12 protein-coding genes are annotated in these 15,674 nt (G+C 66.6%); 7 read left to right on the top strand and 5 right to left on the bottom strand.

What is annotated here, in order from left to right:
* Positions 1–823: 823 nt before the first annotated feature.
* The 4 genes from BLU38_RS15125 to BLU38_RS15110 all read left to right on the top strand — a co-directional run bounded on the left by BLU38_RS15125 (position 824) and on the right by BLU38_RS15110 (position 5,987).
* Entirely contained in the window at positions 824–1,504 is a 681-nt protein-coding gene (locus BLU38_RS15125) for a TetR/AcrR family transcriptional regulator (RefSeq protein WP_157683481.1), read from the top strand.
* Between the two features lie 31 nt (positions 1,505–1,535).
* Complete coding sequence (locus tag BLU38_RS15120) at positions 1,536–3,275, top strand: ABC transporter ATP-binding protein (protein ID WP_091526072.1); 1,740 nt, start codon at positions 1,536–1,538, stop codon at positions 3,273–3,275.
* Entirely contained in the window at positions 3,272–5,353 is a 2,082-nt protein-coding gene (locus tag BLU38_RS15115; protein ID WP_091526070.1) for an ABC transporter ATP-binding protein, read from the top strand. Before BLU38_RS15120 ends, BLU38_RS15115 begins: the two co-directional genes overlap by 4 nt.
* A 103-nt stretch (positions 5,354–5,456) precedes the next feature.
* The gene (locus BLU38_RS15110; protein ID WP_091526068.1) at positions 5,457–5,987 is read left to right on the top strand and encodes a hypothetical protein; all 531 of its coding nucleotides are present in this window, start codon (positions 5,457–5,459) and stop codon (positions 5,985–5,987) included.
* A 21-nt stretch (positions 5,988–6,008) separates the two neighbouring features.
* Here BLU38_RS15110 and BLU38_RS30930 read toward each other — a convergent pair whose 3' ends face one another.
* The 4 genes from BLU38_RS30930 to BLU38_RS15080 all read right to left on the bottom strand — a co-directional run bounded on the left by BLU38_RS30930 (position 6,009) and on the right by BLU38_RS15080 (position 11,435).
* A complete protein-coding gene (locus tag BLU38_RS30930; protein ID WP_172836152.1) occupies positions 6,009–7,025 on the bottom strand; it encodes a substrate-binding domain-containing protein in 1,017 nt (338 codons plus the stop codon).
* A gap of 49 nt (positions 7,026–7,074) precedes the next feature.
* A complete protein-coding gene (locus tag BLU38_RS15090) occupies positions 7,075–8,445 on the bottom strand; it encodes a copper amine oxidase (protein WP_091526063.1) in 1,371 nt (456 codons plus the stop codon).
* Positions 8,446–8,557: 112 nt separating this feature from the next.
* Complete coding sequence (locus BLU38_RS15085; protein WP_091526061.1) at positions 8,558–10,600, bottom strand: choice-of-anchor G family protein; 2,043 nt, start codon at positions 10,598–10,600, stop codon at positions 8,558–8,560.
* A gap of 172 nt (positions 10,601–10,772) precedes the next feature.
* Positions 10,773–11,435 carry a FadR/GntR family transcriptional regulator gene (locus BLU38_RS15080; RefSeq protein ID WP_172836151.1) on the bottom strand — a complete coding sequence of 221 codons (663 nt, stop codon included), beginning with the start codon at positions 11,433–11,435 and terminating at the stop codon, positions 10,773–10,775.
* Between the two features lie 93 nt (positions 11,436–11,528).
* Here BLU38_RS15080 and BLU38_RS15075 point away from each other — a divergent pair, with 93 nt between their 5' ends.
* On the top strand, positions 11,529–12,827 hold the full coding sequence (locus BLU38_RS15075) for a CynX/NimT family MFS transporter (RefSeq protein ID WP_091526059.1): 1,299 nt from the start codon (positions 11,529–11,531) through the stop codon (positions 12,825–12,827).
* Here the strand turns inward: BLU38_RS15075 and BLU38_RS15070 are convergent.
* Entirely contained in the window at positions 12,818–13,966 is a 1,149-nt protein-coding gene (locus BLU38_RS15070; protein WP_197680130.1) for a threonine synthase, read from the bottom strand. The genes BLU38_RS15075 and BLU38_RS15070 overlap by 10 nt on opposite strands.
* 226 nt (positions 13,967–14,192) lie before the next feature.
* Between BLU38_RS15070 and BLU38_RS15065 the strand changes: the two genes are divergently transcribed.
* Both BLU38_RS15065 and BLU38_RS15060 read left to right on the top strand, forming a co-directional pair.
* On the top strand, positions 14,193–14,678 hold the full coding sequence (locus BLU38_RS15065; RefSeq protein ID WP_091526057.1) for a (d)CMP kinase: 486 nt from the start codon (positions 14,193–14,195) through the stop codon (positions 14,676–14,678).
* A 207-nt stretch (positions 14,679–14,885) separates the two neighbouring features.
* On the top strand, positions 14,886–15,341 hold the full coding sequence (locus tag BLU38_RS15060; protein ID WP_091526055.1) for a TIGR03086 family metal-binding protein: 456 nt from the start codon (positions 14,886–14,888) through the stop codon (positions 15,339–15,341).
* Positions 15,342–15,674 lie beyond the last annotated feature (333 nt).

The raw sequence follows: 15,674 nt of genomic DNA, 5'->3' as shown, positions 1-15,674 counted from the left end.
ACGACGCCCGCGCGAGTTGGCCATCAAGCTTCCCTACCGCGCGGTCGAGATGGTGCAGGGGTCGTGGTGAAGTGGATGCCGATACGGCTCTGTGCGAAGAACGCAACAGCACCAGGGCCAACCCGGCCCAACACGAGGGGAGGCAGGCCCACTCGTGCTGCGTTATTGGCACCGCCAGCTCGCACCCTCCTCACGAGACATTTTTGAGGCATTCCCGCGCGAACACACCGAACGGCGACGCAACCGGCCTGCCGGCCCCGCCACGACCACTTCACGCCCGGCTTGCTCCTGAGAGCAGAAATCTGCCGCGCGGTCCGATCAAGCCGGGCGTGATTCTGGTCGCCGTGCCGTAGTGATGGTCACTCGACAGGCCGCCCGCAAACCGTTCCACCAACGGGCCAGTGGCGGCGGCTCCCGCAGGCGGCGCAGCGAGGTGCCCGCAGCACCCGCCCGGCTCCCCCGCCCCGGTGAACGGACGACCTACGGAGGCCCGAACTCGCACAACCTGGATACACGGGTGACCGGGTAGTCCCTCGGCCCAGCGGACTCGGTCGGGGTCGGTTTGTCCGTGTCGCACTCCGCGGCAGATGCTCGCGCAGACGGTGACCTGTCTAGAACATGATGACGGTTCTCCTCACTTTCGAACATGTGAATGGAACCCTCGTAAGCTGCTCTCGCGGGGTCGGGTGCGTGCCCTCGCCGGGAGGCCGGCGATGTCCGGGCCGTGACAGTTGTCATTGATCCGGGCGCAACCCTGAGACATTCTCAACCCTGGCAGTAAATCCCTTGAATGAGTGAGCGCTCACTCACTATCCTGTTCGTCGTGCCCCGTGCGACTGCCCTGCCACCCGAAGAACGCCGTGCCCAGATCCTGGACGCGGCCGATCCGCTGCTGCGTCAGTACGGGCGCAACGTCAGCACCCGCCAGATCGCTCAGGCTGCCGAGGTCGCCGAGGGAACGATCTTCCGGGTCTTCGACAGCAAGGCGGATCTGATCAACCACACCGTGGTGCGCTCACTGAGCGCCGAACGGACGGTCGAACAGTTGCAGCACATCGATACCGACCTGGAGCTGGAGGACAAGCTGGTGCAGATCACGATGGTCTTGCAGCAACGGTTGCGCGAGACCTTCGAACTGCTGCATGCTCTAGGTCCGCCCGCTGACGCGACCGAAGAGGATCGCAAGCAGTTCGGGCAGTACATGACCGAGCAGAACCAGCTGGTCACCGCCGCGGTCGCCCGCCTGATCGACTCGGATCAGGACAAACTTCTTCTCACCTCCGACCAGACCGTCCAACTGCTGGCGACCGTCACCCTGACGGTCTCCCATCCCATGATCGCCCGCACCCAAGGTGTCTCGCATCTCTCCGACGACCCCGAGGCGCTGGTCGACCTGATCCTGCACGGTGCTCTCGTCGACAGCGCTCGGACGACACAGCGTTTCGACCATCGTGCGGCCGACCCGTCCCCCCTCGACTTGTCCGCCTGCCCGGCAACTCCGTAGACCCGCAGCCACTTCCTAGAAGGGACGCTTCGTGCTCATCTCCCTGCTGCGCCGATATCTGGCGCCATACAAGGGATTCCTCGCGTTGGTGGTGCTGTTCCAACTGATCGGCACCCTCGCCAACCTCTACCTGCCCAGCCTGAACGCCAAGATCATCGACGACGGCGTCGCCAAGGCTGACATCGACTTCATCTGGCGGACCGGTGGCATCATGCTGGTGATCAGCCTGGTGCAGGTCGTCTGCACCATCACCGCGGTCTACTTCGGTGCCAAGACCGCGATGGCCTACGGCCGCGACGTCCGGGCCGGCATCTTCGACAAGGTGCTGTCCTTCTCCGCGCGCGAGGTCAACCACTTCGGTGCGCCGTCGCTCATCACCCGCAACACCAACGACGTCCAGCAGGTCCAGATGCTGGTGCTGATGTCCTGCACCATGCTGGTCGCTGCCCCGATCACCATGGTCGGCGGCGTGATCATGGCACTCCGGGAGAACGCCGGGCTGGCCTGGTTGATCCTGGTCTGTGTTCCGGTGCTGGCGATCTCGATCGGGCTGATCGTCTTCCGGCTCGGCCCGCTGTTCCGCAAGATGCAGGAGCGGATCGACAACGTCAACCGGGTGCTGCGGGAACAGATCACCGGCATTCGGGTGGTCCGCGCCTTCGTCCGCGAGCCGTACGAGGTGGATCGCTTCGCCAGCGCCAACAACGATCTGACCGACATCGCGTTGCGGGTCGGCAGACTGTTCGCGTTGATGTTCCCGGTCGTGATGTTGATCATGAATCTGTCGAGTGCGGCGGTGATCTGGTTCGGCGGACACCGGATCGACGCCGGCACCATGCAGATCGGCGAGATGACAGCATTCCTGACCTATCTGATCCAGATCCTGATGTCGGTGATGATGGCGACGTTCCTGTTGATGATCGCCCCGCGGGCCGCCGTGTCGGCAGAGCGGATCAGCGACGTGCTGAACACCGAATCCAGCGTCGTGCTGCCGGCACAGCCGGTGACTTCGACGTCCGGTGAGCACGGCGTGGTCCGGTTCACCGACGCGGAGTTCACCTACCCCGGCGCCGATGCGCCGGTGTTGCAGGACATCACCTTCAGCACCGAGCCGGGCAAGACCACGGCGGTGATCGGTTCGACGGGCGCCGGCAAGACGACCCTGATCTCGTTGATCCCCCGACTGTTCGACCGGACCGGCGGTTCGGTCACGGTCGACGGCGTCGAGGTCAGCGAGATGGACGCCGACCTGTTGTGGAGCAAGGTCGGCCTGGTACCGCAGCGACCGTTCCTGTTCTCCGGGACGGTGGCCAGCAACCTGCGTTACGGCGACCCCGATGCGACCGACGAGGAGTTGTGGCACGCACTGCGGGTCGCGCAGGCCGCGGACTTCGTGGCCGAGATGCCCGGCGGACTGGACGCGCCGATCTCGCAGGGCGGCACCAACGTCTCCGGCGGTCAGCGGCAGCGGCTGTCGATCGCCCGAGCACTGGTGAAGAAGCCGGAGATCTACGTCTTCGACGACTCGTTCTCCGCTCTCGACGTGACCACCGACGCGCGGCTGCGGGCGGCGCTGCATGCCGAGACGGCCGACGCTGCGGTGATCATCGTCGGTCAACGGGTGTCGACGATCGCCGACGCCGATCAGATCATCGTCCTGGAGGACGGCAAGATCGTCGGCATCGGCACCCATGATCAACTTCTGGAGTCCAGTCCGACCTACGCCGAGATCGTGGACTCCCAGCTCAGCGCAGAGGAGGCCTTGGCATGAGCGACCAGACCCGTACCGAGGTCGAGACGACCGAGAACGCACCCGACGACACGGGGTCGAGCAACACTCCGGCCAAGTCCAACGAGCGGCCCGACTACGCCAAGAATGTGCAGCGTGGACCGGGTGGCGGCCAGGTGCACGAGAAGGCGATGAACTTCTGGCCGTCGCTGAAGCGACTTCTGGGCCACCTCGCGCCGGAGCGGATCCGGCTGGTGCTGGTGATCCTGCTGGCGATCGCCGGCATCGTCGCCAGTGTTGTCGGCCCGAAGATCCTCGGCCGCGGCACCGACATCCTGTTCGCCGGCATCCTCGGCAAGCAGATCGGCGGCAGGTTCCCAGCCGGCACCACCAAGGAGCAGGTGATCGAGGCGCTCCGAGCGGCCGGTCAGGGCAAGATCGCCGACCTGATCGCCGGGATGAAGGACTTCGTGCCCGGCCAGGGCATCGACTTCACCCACCTGGCGCAGATCCTCGGGCTCGCGGTCGGACTGTTCGCGTTGTCCTCGGTGCTGTTGGCGATCCAGGGCCGGATCCTGAACGTGGTTGTGCAGCGGTCCATCTACCGGCTCCGTGGAGACGTGGAGTCCAAGATCAACCGGCTGCCGCTGAGCTACTTCGACAAGCAGACCCGCGGTGAGCTGCTCAGCCGGGTGACCAATGACATCGACAACATCTCCCAGTCGCTGCAGCAGACGCTGAGCCAGTTGCTCACCTCGCTGCTGACCGTGATCGGCGTGCTGTTCATGATGTTCTGGATCTCCCCGCTGCTGTCGGTGATCGCGTTGATCACGATCCCGGTGGCGATCGGTGTCACCACCATCATCGGCAAGCAGGCGCAGAAGCGTTTCGTCCAGATGTGGAAGAGCACCGGTGAGGTGAACAGCCATGTCGAGGAGGCCTACACCGGTCACGCGCTGGTCAAGGTCTTCGGTCGCCGCAGGGAGGTCGAGGAGGTCTTCAACGAAAAGAACGGCGAGCTCTACAAGGCCGGCTTCGGCGCCCAGTTCATCTCCGGGATGATGATGCCGATCATGATGTTCGTCGGCAACCTGAACTACGTCATCATCGCCGTCGTCGGTGGCCTTCGGGTCGCGAACGGGCAGATCAGCCTCGGCGACGTGCAGGCGTTCATCCAGTATTCCCGACAGTTCACCCAGCCGCTCACCCAGTTGGCGTCGATGGCGAACCTGCTGCAGTCCGGCGTCGCCTCGGCCGAACGCGTCTTCGAGGTGCTGGACGAGACCGAGCAGACCAAGGAGTCCGACGGCGAGCTCGGGCCGACCCGCGGTCGGATCGCCTTCGAGAACGTCGACTTCAGCTACAGCCCGGACAAGCCGCTGATCGAGGACCTCTCGCTGGTGGCCGAGCCCGGTCAGACGGTCGCGATCGTCGGACCGACCGGTGCCGGCAAGACCACGCTGGTCAACCTGATCATGCGGTTCTACGAGTTGGACGGCGGCCGAATCACCCTGGACGGGACCGACGTCTCCAGCGTTCCGCGGGCCGACCTGCGGTCCAAGATCGGGATGGTGCTCCAGGACACCTGGTTGTTCCACGGCACGATCCGGGACAACATCGGCTACGGCCGACCGGACGCCACCGACGAAGAGATCATCGCCGCCGCGGAGGCGACCTACGTCGATCGGTTCGTGCACTCGTTGCCGGACGGCTACGACACGGTGATCGACGAGGAGGGCAGCAACGTCTCCGCCGGTGAGAAGCAGTTGCTCACGATCGCCCGGGCGTTCCTGGCCGATCCGGCATTGTTGATCTTGGACGAGGCGACCAGCTCGGTGGACACCCGTACCGAATTGCTGGTGCAGCAGGCGATGGCCCGGCTGCGCAGCGACCGGACCAGCTTTGTGATCGCGCACCGGCTGTCGACCATTCGCGATGCCGATGTGATCTTGGTGATGGAGCACGGGTCGATCGTCGAGCAGGGCAATCACGAGACCCTGCTGGAAGCCCGCGGCGCCTACTACGAGCTCTACAACAGCCAGTTCAACGAGGCGCCGGAGGAGTTGGACGACGCCGCGCAGGAGACGCCGGCGATCCCGGGAGCAGTCCCGGCCGGCTGATCATCCGCAGGACTCACGGGCCCTGAGCCTGTCGAAGGGCCGCCACCCAGACCTTCGACAGACTCAGGGCCCTTCTTGCGCAGCCGAGCATTAGCCTCTTCATATGCAGATGCCGCCGTTGGACGATGTTCGAGCCGTGATCGAAGCTCTTGAGGCCAACGGTGCCGTGGCCGCCGTCGGCGGGTCCGGGCTGCTCGCTGCGATCGGGGTGGTTGACACCATCCGCGATTGGGACGTGACGACCGAAGCAGCCGACAAGGTAGTTGTCGACGCGCTGAGCAGTGTCGGTCTGCCGTACCGCGACGCCGCGATGCGCGACGGCGTGTATGCAACACGGCAGCGGTTCCTGGTCGACGCCGGTGATCACGAGATCGACGTACTGGTCGACTTCTCGGCTCACTCGCCCGACGGTGTCGTGCATTTTCCGACGCGGGTGACGCGACGGTGGCACGGTCTGCCGATCGCCGACCCGGAAGTATGGGCCGATGCCTACCGACGAATGGGCAGGCGGGAACGAGCCGAGCTGCTGGATCGCTGGCTGGCAGAGAATGTGCCGGTCTCCGCCGGACACGCCGATGACGAAGTCCGCCAGCACTGGCGAGGTGGCGCGAGGGTGTCCAACCGAGCCACCTGATGGCATTGGTTGTCGCCGGCATCAGACCCGCGACGGACCTCTATCGCCGACGGCGGCCGAGCTCTGTCGGACGACCAGTTCGGGTGTGATCGGCGGCGACGCGCCGGCGGACGGGTCGAGCAGCATCTGCAGCGCCGCCGCGGCGGCCGGTCCGGCCGGGATGGACAGCGTCGTCAGCGGCGGACTCATCAACCGCGCCTCCGGACGGTCGTCCAGGCCGACCACCGAGACATCGGCACCGACCCGCAGGCCACGCGCCGTGATCGCCCGATAGGCGCCGATGGCCAGCACGTCGGAGACGGTGATCACCGCGGTAGCCGGATCGGCCAGGTCCAGCAACGCCTCGGCGAAGACCTCACCGGCCCGTTCGTCCACCTCGCCCCAGCGGATCAGTCCGGTGTCCGGTTCGGCGCCGTGGTCGGCGAAGGCCCGGTGATATCCGTCCAGGCAGCGTTCGCTGGCCTGCAATCCGTACGGGCCGAGCACCAGGCCGATCCGTCGGTGGCCCAGGTCCAGCAGGTGCCGGGTGGCCTGCCGGATACCTGCGGTGTAGTCGATGTCGACCGTCCGATCCGCGGCCACCGCCGGCACGTCACCGTCCAGGATCGCGAACGGCAACCGGTGCGCCACCAGCCGGCTGTGCTGTGCGGCGGTGATCCGACTGGAGACCACCAACAATCCGCGACTGCCCCGGCCCAGCGCCCGGGTCAGGGTCTCGTCGGTCAGCACACCGGGCGCGGTGCCGAGCACGATGCTGAGTCCCTCACCGGTGGCGTGCTGGTCGAGCTCGGCCAGCACGCCGGTCGACCACGGGTCGTGCAGGCTCGGCACCACGACGTCCAGCCAGCCGGCACGTTCTGCACCGCCGTAGCCGTAGGCGTCCAGCAGCGCCTGCACCCGTCGACGGGTGTCCTCGCCGACGCCGGGCCGACCGTTCAGGACCTTGGAGACCGTCGCCTTGGAGACACCGGCCCGGCTGCCGATCGCCGTCAGCGTGACACCACGCTGTGGCGGATCGAACTGCTGAGCGGTCTGCATGGCACCAACCTGTTGTCGCCGGAACCCCCCGAGGACACGAAGATTGTAGTCACGAGTCGCCCGACGGCTTGCCGTTGGCCGACGCGTAGCCGCTCGGTGGCTGCGGGCGCTGAGCCAGCAGGTCACGCGGAGAGAGCGTGAATCCCTGCCAATGCAGGTCCATCGGACTCTGGTCCTCGTCCCGGACCACATGGTGGAATCCGACGGCGACCCAGCTGGTGACATCGGTCAGCTGCTGACGGTCGGAGAGGTAGTCGTCGACGCCCTCGCCGCAACTGGCGTTGTCGTTGTCGGAGGCGAACTTCTCGCAGCTGTCGTCCTGGGTGAAGGCGACGTCGTAGTCGGGTTCGGCCTCGACGCCGTGGTGATCGGCGCCGGCCTGATCGGCCGTCGCGTGGTAGGAGTCGGTGTGGTCGATCTCGATCTGGTAGGAGATCGGATGATCATCGGCGTTCCGGACACCGGGGTTGAGCACCCGCCACCAGCGCCGGTCGGCCTTGTCCCGCTTGGATTCTCGGGCGATGTCGGTGAGCTCGCCGTCGATCTCCAGCGACTGTTTGCCCTGCTTGCCGTTGAACCGGGCGTCGTATTCCTGGACTGCGAGCGGGCCGTGATCGCCGAGCGCCCAATGCACCCGCCAGACGGCGTTGTGCGAGTGACTTGACGCCTTGTCCTGGTGACCGTGGCCGACCGCGTTGCCCTGATGATCATCGTCGGTGTAGTCCTCCGGCGACAGCGTTCCGGTGGCACCGAGTTGCGGCTTGATCACGCCGTCGGCGGTGAAGCTGTACTGGTTGACGTACTCGTACCAGCCGACCTTGGAGATGGTGTTGAGCTGCAACGCCTCGCCCTGGGCCGCGACCACCTTGCCGCCGCCGTTGGCCCGGTAGGCGAGCCCGGTCTGCTCGATCTTCTGGCAGAGCACCGGTCGGCGTTCACCGCCGCCGACCTTGCCGCTGCCGAAGTTGGGGACGAAGATCGCCCTGACATCACCGGTGCATTCGGCCTGGCCGATCGACTGCAGGTTGCGGCCGCCGAAGCCCTGCTTGGTGATGTCCTTCGTGGTCCGGATCCCGGTGTCGTAGGGGACCTCGAGTTGTCCCAGCGACAGCTCGGCGATGATCTTGGTCGACTCGGCGCCCGGTGCCGCGTAGGAGATGTCGGACAGCACCAGTCCCTGGTACGGGTCGATCCCCCAGCACATCGTCCAGCGCGCGCCGTTGCTCAGCTCCCGGGTGATCGGCTGGGTGTCCTCGGCACAGGTGGTGCCGGCTCCGGCGCCCGGTCGGGCGGCTGCCTGCCCGGGGCCCTGGTGTTGTCTGACACTGACGACGGCGATCACCAGCCCCAAGATCACCACGAACGCGATCGCCGCTGCGATCATGGTCCGTCCGGTTCGTGTGTTGTCGCCCTCGGTCACCGTGCATCCCTTTCCGTGACCCCGAGTCGTACGCCATCCGGCCCTCCAGGACGCTGCCTGGAGGGCCGGATGTGCTGTACGTGGTGGGGATCCTATCCCACGACCGCTGCCGTCAGATCAGTCCGGAGACCGTCCCCAGCAGTGATCCCAGCAGACCGTCGCTGCTGCCGTCGACCGACACCTGCGAGTCGGCCGACTGCTGCTGATCAGTGGCTTCGCCGCTGACCTGCACGGTCGCGTTCGCGGTGCTGACGTTGCCGTCGACGTCCTCGACGACGATCTTGACCGGCTCGACGGTTCCGGTGAGATCACCGGCCGGTTCGAAGGTGACCGTCCCGTGCTCGGTGTCGACGGTCCAGGAGCCCTGATCGGTCGACAGTTCGGTGACCTTCTTGCCGTCCGGGCCGACCAGGCCGATGGTGGCCGGATCGATGTCGGCGTCGCTGTCGACGTTGACTCCGAAGGTCACCGGCTGACCCTGAACGGTGGTGACGGTGCCGCCGACGTTCACGTCGGCATTGCCGGTACCGGTCGGCTGCTCGGAATCGGCGTCGTCGCCGGTCACTCCGGTGCTGGCGCAGACGTCGGGCGAGACCCGGACGCCGGAGTTGCCGAAGTTGAGTCGTCCGGTGTCACCGGCCAGCCCCAGGCTGATCGCCGAGATCCCGACACCGGCCAGTGCCGGTTCGCTGCCGGTGCCCGGCGTGCAGGTGATCGCCTGCTGGTGGTTGGCCTGGACCGAGACGAATCCGTTCAGCGCGTCGAAGGCGGGCTTGATCGCGTTCACGATCGAGGTGGTGATACCCAGCTTGATGTCGTTGATCGCCAGATCGAAGATGTGATCGCCGTCATCGCTCAGGATGAAGTCGTACACCGGCTTGAAGATCGGCGCCGCGGTGACGCCGAGGGTGTTGATCACCGTGGTCAGCGAGTTGCCGAGGGTTCCGCCGGTCGGGCCGGAGCTGTTGTCGACCGCCGCCGGGAAGTCGCCGTTCACGGCCTGCCGCAGATTGACCGGCCAGGTCACGTCCAGCACGTCGTCGGGCCCGAAGGTCTTGGTGAACTGGAGATTCACCGTCACCGAGCCGAGCGCACCGTCCACCGAACCGACGATCCGGTTGGTGATGTCACGCATCATGTCGTGCACGGTCTCGGCGATCAGCGGGTAGGTCTTGGAGGTCAACAGCTCGCTGTTCGGGTCCATGTTGTTGATCCCGTTGTGCGCCAGTTGATCAAGGTGCACCTGCAGCTGACCGGTGGAGAAGTCGATGGTGATCAACTTGTTGGTCGAGGTGATCGGCTTGGCCAGCAGGTCGGCGAAGATCTCGTCCTGCATGTCGCTCTCGACGGTGATCTTCGGCTCCGGGACGCCGGGAACGGCGCCCAGCAGGCCGGTGACCGAACCCGGGTCGAGCTTGTCGGAGACGATCGACTCGACCTCGTCGTCCACCGAACCGACCGCACCATAAATGCCGTTCGCGGCGTCCTTGATGGCCGGCGACTGGACCAGCAGGTCCGCCTGACCGATCCGATACTGGCCGGCGCCGCCAACACCATCCGGATCGGAGATGGTGCCGTTCTCGGCGGTGACCTCGGAGCCGAAGGCGCCGAGCTGCAGTTCCAGCTGATCGATGGCTGCGTTGGTGATCGCGTTCTCGCCGGCCTTGTCGGCCAGCTTCAGCAGATCGACGGTGGCCGGAGCGAAGCTGGCGTCATCACCGCTGAGGGTGACCGAGCCGCCCTCGGCGACCAGCCCGGAGACGGCGTGCGCATCGCCCGGGGAGGAGACCTCGCTGGCGCTGCCGATCGCACCGCCCTTACCGAAGTCGACCAGTTCGGACACCGGTACCGAGACACCGCCGCCGAGGTCGATCGTCTTGTCGCCGAGCACGCCGGCATTCAAGGCGTCCTGGTCGGGTCCGGGATTCGACGTGGATGCCGCCGTGCTGCCGGCGCCGGCGAGGGCCTGCTGCAGGGTCGACACGTCGATCACGCTGGCCGCGGCCTGCGCCTCATCGGCCGGGTCGGGCTCGGCGCTGGCTCGGTCGAGGCCGCTGCAGCTCAGGGCGAGTACGGCGGCTGCGCTCACGGCGACCGGACGAAGCCACCGTCGTCGTCGGTCGGAGCGCCGCAACGGCGCGTCTTTGAACAGCATCTGTTCTCACTCCTCAGGAAGGGTTCACGGCATCAGCACAACATCGCTGTCACTCCCCCGAGGCAGTTCGAGAAGCTAATCGGGCCCGGCCGAACCGCGCCAGCAACGGCCCGCGAAACCTGTTTCGCAAGGTGTTTGTCCGGCTCCGGCAGGGCCCGACTGCGAGGTGCCGCTATCGCCGCAACAGCTCGTCGAGGAAGGCGGAGGCCTCGGTTGCGGCCCGGTCGGCATCGCCTGCCTCGATCGCGTCGACCAGACCCCGGTGCCTGATCACCTCGGCGTGCTCGGGCTGTCCCGCGGTCGAGGCGATGCTGGCGGTGATCGTTTCCATCAGGCCGCGATAGAGCTCCGACAACAAGGTGTTGTGGCTGCACCGGACGACCTCGACGTGGAATTCGGCGTCGGTGCGGGCGAAGTCGTCGAGCCGGCCGTGCTCCCAGTCGGCGTCGCGCTGATCGAGCAGCGCATGCAGTCGATCGAGGTCGTCGCCGGTGCGACGCACGGCTGCCGATCGTGCTGCCTCGACCTCCAACGCCCGGCGGACCTGCAGCACCTCTCGGAGTTCCACTCCGCAGAGGCGACCGATCGCTCCGGCGACCTCGCTGGTGGCCCGGACGTAGGTGCCGTCACCCTGGCGGACCTCGAGGATCCCCGAATGCGACAGGGCGCGGACCGCTTCCCGTACGGTGTTGCGGCCGACCCCGAGCTGATCGGCCAACTCCGGCTCGGTGGGGATCCGGGCCCCGATCGCCCACTCACCGGCAACGATCGCGTCCCGGAGTTGATCGATCACCTGGTCGACAAGCCCGGTGCGTCGGGCACTCGCCAAGGGCATCTGCTGCCGCCTCTCGTCATGAACAGGTTGCCAGCTGGACCGGACCTTGAACATCCTTTCGTCCAATCATCCTATGTATGCGATCATAGGGCAATGCCTTCCGAAACCCCCGATCTGCGCGCGCTCGACGACTACGCCGACCGCCTGGAACTCGAGATCGAGGGCAGTGTGGAGGAAGGCGTCGAGGTCGCGGAGACACCGGCAGCCGTCCGAGCCGGCGCCGGTGCGTTGGTGGCGGTCGCGGTCGTCCTGACGGCGATGAACTTGCGGCCGGTGATCACCGGCGTCGGACCGTTGCTCGCCGAGATGCGGGGCGATCTCGGGACCTCAGCACTGTGGGCCGGTGTGCTGACCACGCTGCCCGGATTCTGTTTTGCCGGTGCCGGCTTCGCCGCACCCGCCGTCGCCCGTCGGCTCGGCGTCGGCCGCGCGATCGCGGTGGCACTCGGCGTCCTCACCCTGGGCACATTGATCCGGGTGTTGGACGGGCCCGGCGTGGTGCTCGGCGGCACGCTGGTCGCCACCGCCGGCATCGCGGTGATCAACGTGCTGATCCCGGTGGTGATCCGACAGTCCTTCCCGGCCAGGATCGGCGTGATGACCGGCATCTACACCGCCGCGTTGCAGGGCGGCGGCGCCGCCGGATCGGCACTGACACCGATCCTCGACGGCGCCCTCGGCGGTTGGCGACAGGCCCTCGCCTCCTGGGCGGCGATGTCGGCGATCGCGTTGCTGACCTGGCTGCTGTCCGGTCGCGCCAAGGCCGGTCCCGTGGTCCAGCCGCAGCCGGCTGCCGGGCCGGGATCCGGCGCGACTGCGGGGCGCCGTTCGCTGCTGGGCAGCCCGCTGGCCTGGGTGGTGACGATCTTCTTCGGGCTGCAGTCCTTCATCGCCTACGTGATGATGGGCTGGCTGCCGCAGGTCTTCATCGACTCCGGTGTCGGCAAGGTCCAGGCCGGGCTGCTGATGGGCCTGGTCTCGGTGATCGCGGTCCCGATCAGCCTGGTCATCCCGCCGATGGCGGCCAAGCAGAAGAGCCAGAGCCCGTGGATCGTCGGACTCGGTCTGTCCGGCCTGGCCGGTGTCATCGGTCTGCTGATCGATCCGGGCGCCGTCCCGCTGCTGTGGAGTGCGCTGCTCGGAATCGGGATGAGCGTGTTCTCGCTCGCCCTGACCGTGATCGCACTGCGGGCGCGCAGCGATGCCGAGACCGCCCAACTGTCCGGGATGGCGCAGGGCTTCGGTTACCTGTTGGCTGGCGTCGGCCCGTTCGTCTTCGGCACGCTGCACGGTCTCACCGGCGGGTGGACGGTTCCGCTGGCGTTGCTGCTCGTCGTCTGGAGCGTCCAGATGGTGTTCGGTGCGCTGAGCGGCCGGAATCGCTACGTCTGAACCGAGGCCAGACCGGACTTGAGTCCGGCTCCGCAGAGCGGGACGACGACCTCTTGATCGGCGAGCAGTTGCCAGCCGAGTTGATCTTCGTCGGTCTCGGCGCGTTCGGCGTGCCGGACCGCGGCCCAGCAGGCGCCGGCGGTCGCCTCGACGTACAGCCCGCGAGCCGCCAGGTCCTGTTGCGCAGCAGCCACCTCGGCGTCGGCGACGGTGACGATGTCGCCGCCGCTGCGTTCGATCGCAGCCAGGATCTGCGGTGCCCGGGCGGGGTCGGCGATGGCGATACCTTCGGCGATCGTCTCAGCCGAGGTCGCATAGCCGGCCGGCAATTCGATCAGTCCTTCGCGGTGCGCTCGGGCCAGCGGAGCAACGACCTCGGTCTGCACCGCGACCAACCGCGGCCGCCGGTCGAGCAGGCCATGATCGACAAGTTCCTCGATCGCGAGGGCGACACCGAGCACCAGAGTGCCGTTGCCGACCGGCAGCGCGATCACCTCCGGCAGCCGACCACCGTAGCTCTCCCACAACTCATAGCCGTAGGTCTTCGTCCCGTGCAGGAAGTACGGGTTGTAGACGTGGCTGGCGTAGAACGTCCCCGGCTGATCGGCTCCCCACTGGGCGGCTCGGGCGGTCGTCTCCCGATCGCCGTCGATGATCATCACCTCGGCGCCGTGCGCGCGGACCTGTTCGATCTTCTTCGCCGACGTCGTCGCCGGCACGTAGATCGTGCACGACAACCCGGCCCGGGCGGCATAGGCCGCCACCGCGGTGCCGGCGTTCCCGCTGCTGTCGGCGATCACTCGCTCCGGCCGCAGCCGATTCGCAGCCTCGATCAACATCGCCGCGCCACGGTCCTTGAACGACAACGTCGGCATCAGGAAATCGAGCTTGGCGCTGACCCGTTCGTCCAGAGCGACCATCGGGGTGAACCCCTCGCCCAGACTGATCGACGGGTCGTTCAGCGGCAGCGCCTCTGCATAGCGCCACAGTGACGCCGGCCGGGACGCCAGTTGATCTTGGTCGACCCGGCCGGCCGAGTGGTCGAGGTCCCACGGCGAGCCGCAGTCCGGGCAATGCCAGTTGAGGTCCGCCGCCGGACTGGTCCGGCCGTCCCGCGGGCAGCGATATCCAGCGATCACCTGGCAATTGTCCCATCCGCCGCGTACCGGCGGATCCGGACTCAGCCTCGAGCCGCCGGGTGCATCGCCAAGTTGCCGCCGCGAGCTCCGCCGATCTCGTCACCTCTGATGCCGGTCGCGTCGGTGTACATCGGTGTTTATGGCCTGGGCACGCTCAGTGGGCCGATAGCAGCGCCGGACTAAAGGACTGGATGGCTCCTGACGATTCGGGCTAGCGTCGTTGACCATGATCAATTACGTCCTCGGCGCGCCCGGGTCGGGCAAGAGCCGGATCATCCCGAGACTGCGGGCGCTGCTGCCCGATCGGGTGGTGCTGGACTGGGATGCATTCATGGGGCCGGCCGGCGAACTCGCCGGCGCTCCGATCTCGCAAACTCCGCAGACCTGGGAACCGTACGGGCGACTTGTCCGAGCGATCGCAGATGTGGTTCTGCCTGTGGACGTGGTGCTGCTCGGGGTCTGCACTCCGGCCGAGTTGGCCGATTGGCCGGCTGGTCCGTGGCTGCTGTTGGACTGCTCCGACGAAGTGCGCCGGCAGCGTCTGACTGCGCGTGATGAACCCGACGACATCGAGGAAGTGCTGCGTGATGCTGCCAGCTACCGAGCACTCGCGTTACCGCTGGTCGACACAACCCGACTTTCGCCGGAGGAGGTCGCACAGAAGGTCGCCGACAAGATCACTGAGAACAACCGACTGAACTCAGCGAAATGACCTCATCGAAGAACTGAAATGGCCTCCCGGTTTGGATGGAGGTTTCAACTGGCACACCGATCTGGCGTCCAGATCGATGCCAGTTGCCGGCGTCGGTCGGTGCTGGAGTCCGCCAGGAACTTTCACCGGGTTGGGTAGTCGACCGGCGCGGCGGCCCGAGGTCAGGCGGTGTCGCGAATTGTCCGAGCTGGAGGACATCGTGGCCCGATGACCTATACATCGACTGATCCGCGACGACAGATTTGCGCAGCCCTCGACCAAACCCAGCGTCAGGTCGACGCGGTGCACCCGTCCCAGCTGGCCCTGCCCACGCCATGTGCCGAGTTTGATCTGAAGATGCTGTTGGCCCACCTCGTCGCAGTGCTCCGCAAGCTCACGCTCGTCGGCGACGGCCGCGACATGACTCTGGTCACCGATCCGGCCAACGACGTCGTCGAGGAGTGTGCCGATGTCTTCCGAAGTGCCCGCAGCGAGTTCGATCAGGTCTGGGCGGCGGATGGAAAGCTCGGCGAGGACTTCGCGTTGGTCTGGGGGACGATGACCAGGAATGAGCTGCTGGACGCCTACACCCACGAGTTCACCGTCCACGCGTGGGACCTCGCTCAGGTCACGGGCCGCAGGGTGGAGCTCGATCCGGTGTTGGCGCACGCTGCTTTGGACTGATTCTCCCGCAACATCGCAGAGGACGACCGCGTCGACGGCGGACCGTTCGCGTCAGCCGTTCCGGTAGCCGCTGACGCCGATATCTATACCCGACTCGCGGGCTTTGTCGGGCGACCGGTCTAGAGACACCAGCCGAGATCGTCAGCGAAGTCGTTGATCACTCTGCTCGTCTCGGCGAGCGCGGTCAGTGACCCGCTGGCGGTGGGACTGTTTGAACGTGATCTTGGTGTCTACGACGAACGTCTGTCCCCGAGCCGCTGTTTTCGTGCCACGAGCGGCTGCCACCTCGGGCGAATGGCGCGAGCAGACTCAAGAAATAGATGCAACACCTGA

The sequence above is a fragment of the Microlunatus soli genome (assembly GCF_900105385.1).
Taxonomy (GTDB): Bacteria; Actinomycetota; Actinomycetes; order Propionibacteriales; family Propionibacteriaceae; genus Microlunatus; species Microlunatus soli.
Note: the sequence above shows the minus strand (reverse complement) of the source record. Positions and strands in the feature narration are given on the sequence as shown.

What these genes read in the sequence shown, in the direction of transcription:
- BLU38_RS15115 (WP_091526070.1), top strand. Translation starts at nt 3,272, where the DNA reads ATGAGCGACCAGACCCGTACCGAGGTCGAGACGACCGAGAACGCACCC.
- BLU38_RS15110 (WP_091526068.1), top strand. Translation starts at nt 5,457, where the DNA reads ATGCAGATGCCGCCGTTGGACGATGTTCGAGCCGTGATCGAAGCTCTT.
- BLU38_RS30930 (WP_172836152.1), bottom strand. Translation starts at nt 7,025, where the DNA reads ATGCAGACCGCTCAGCAGTTCGATCCGCCACAGCGTGGTGTCACGCTG.
- BLU38_RS15085 (WP_091526061.1), bottom strand. Translation starts at nt 10,600, where the DNA reads ATGCTGTTCAAAGACGCGCCGTTGCGGCGCTCCGACCGACGACGACGG.
- BLU38_RS15080 (WP_172836151.1), bottom strand. Translation starts at nt 11,435, where the DNA reads ATGCCCTTGGCGAGTGCCCGACGCACCGGGCTTGTCGACCAGGTGATC.
- BLU38_RS15075 (WP_091526059.1), top strand. Translation starts at nt 11,529, where the DNA reads ATGCCTTCCGAAACCCCCGATCTGCGCGCGCTCGACGACTACGCCGAC.
- BLU38_RS15065 (WP_091526057.1), top strand. Translation starts at nt 14,193, where the DNA reads ATGATCAATTACGTCCTCGGCGCGCCCGGGTCGGGCAAGAGCCGGATC.
- BLU38_RS15060 (WP_091526055.1), top strand. Translation starts at nt 14,886, where the DNA reads ATGACCTATACATCGACTGATCCGCGACGACAGATTTGCGCAGCCCTC.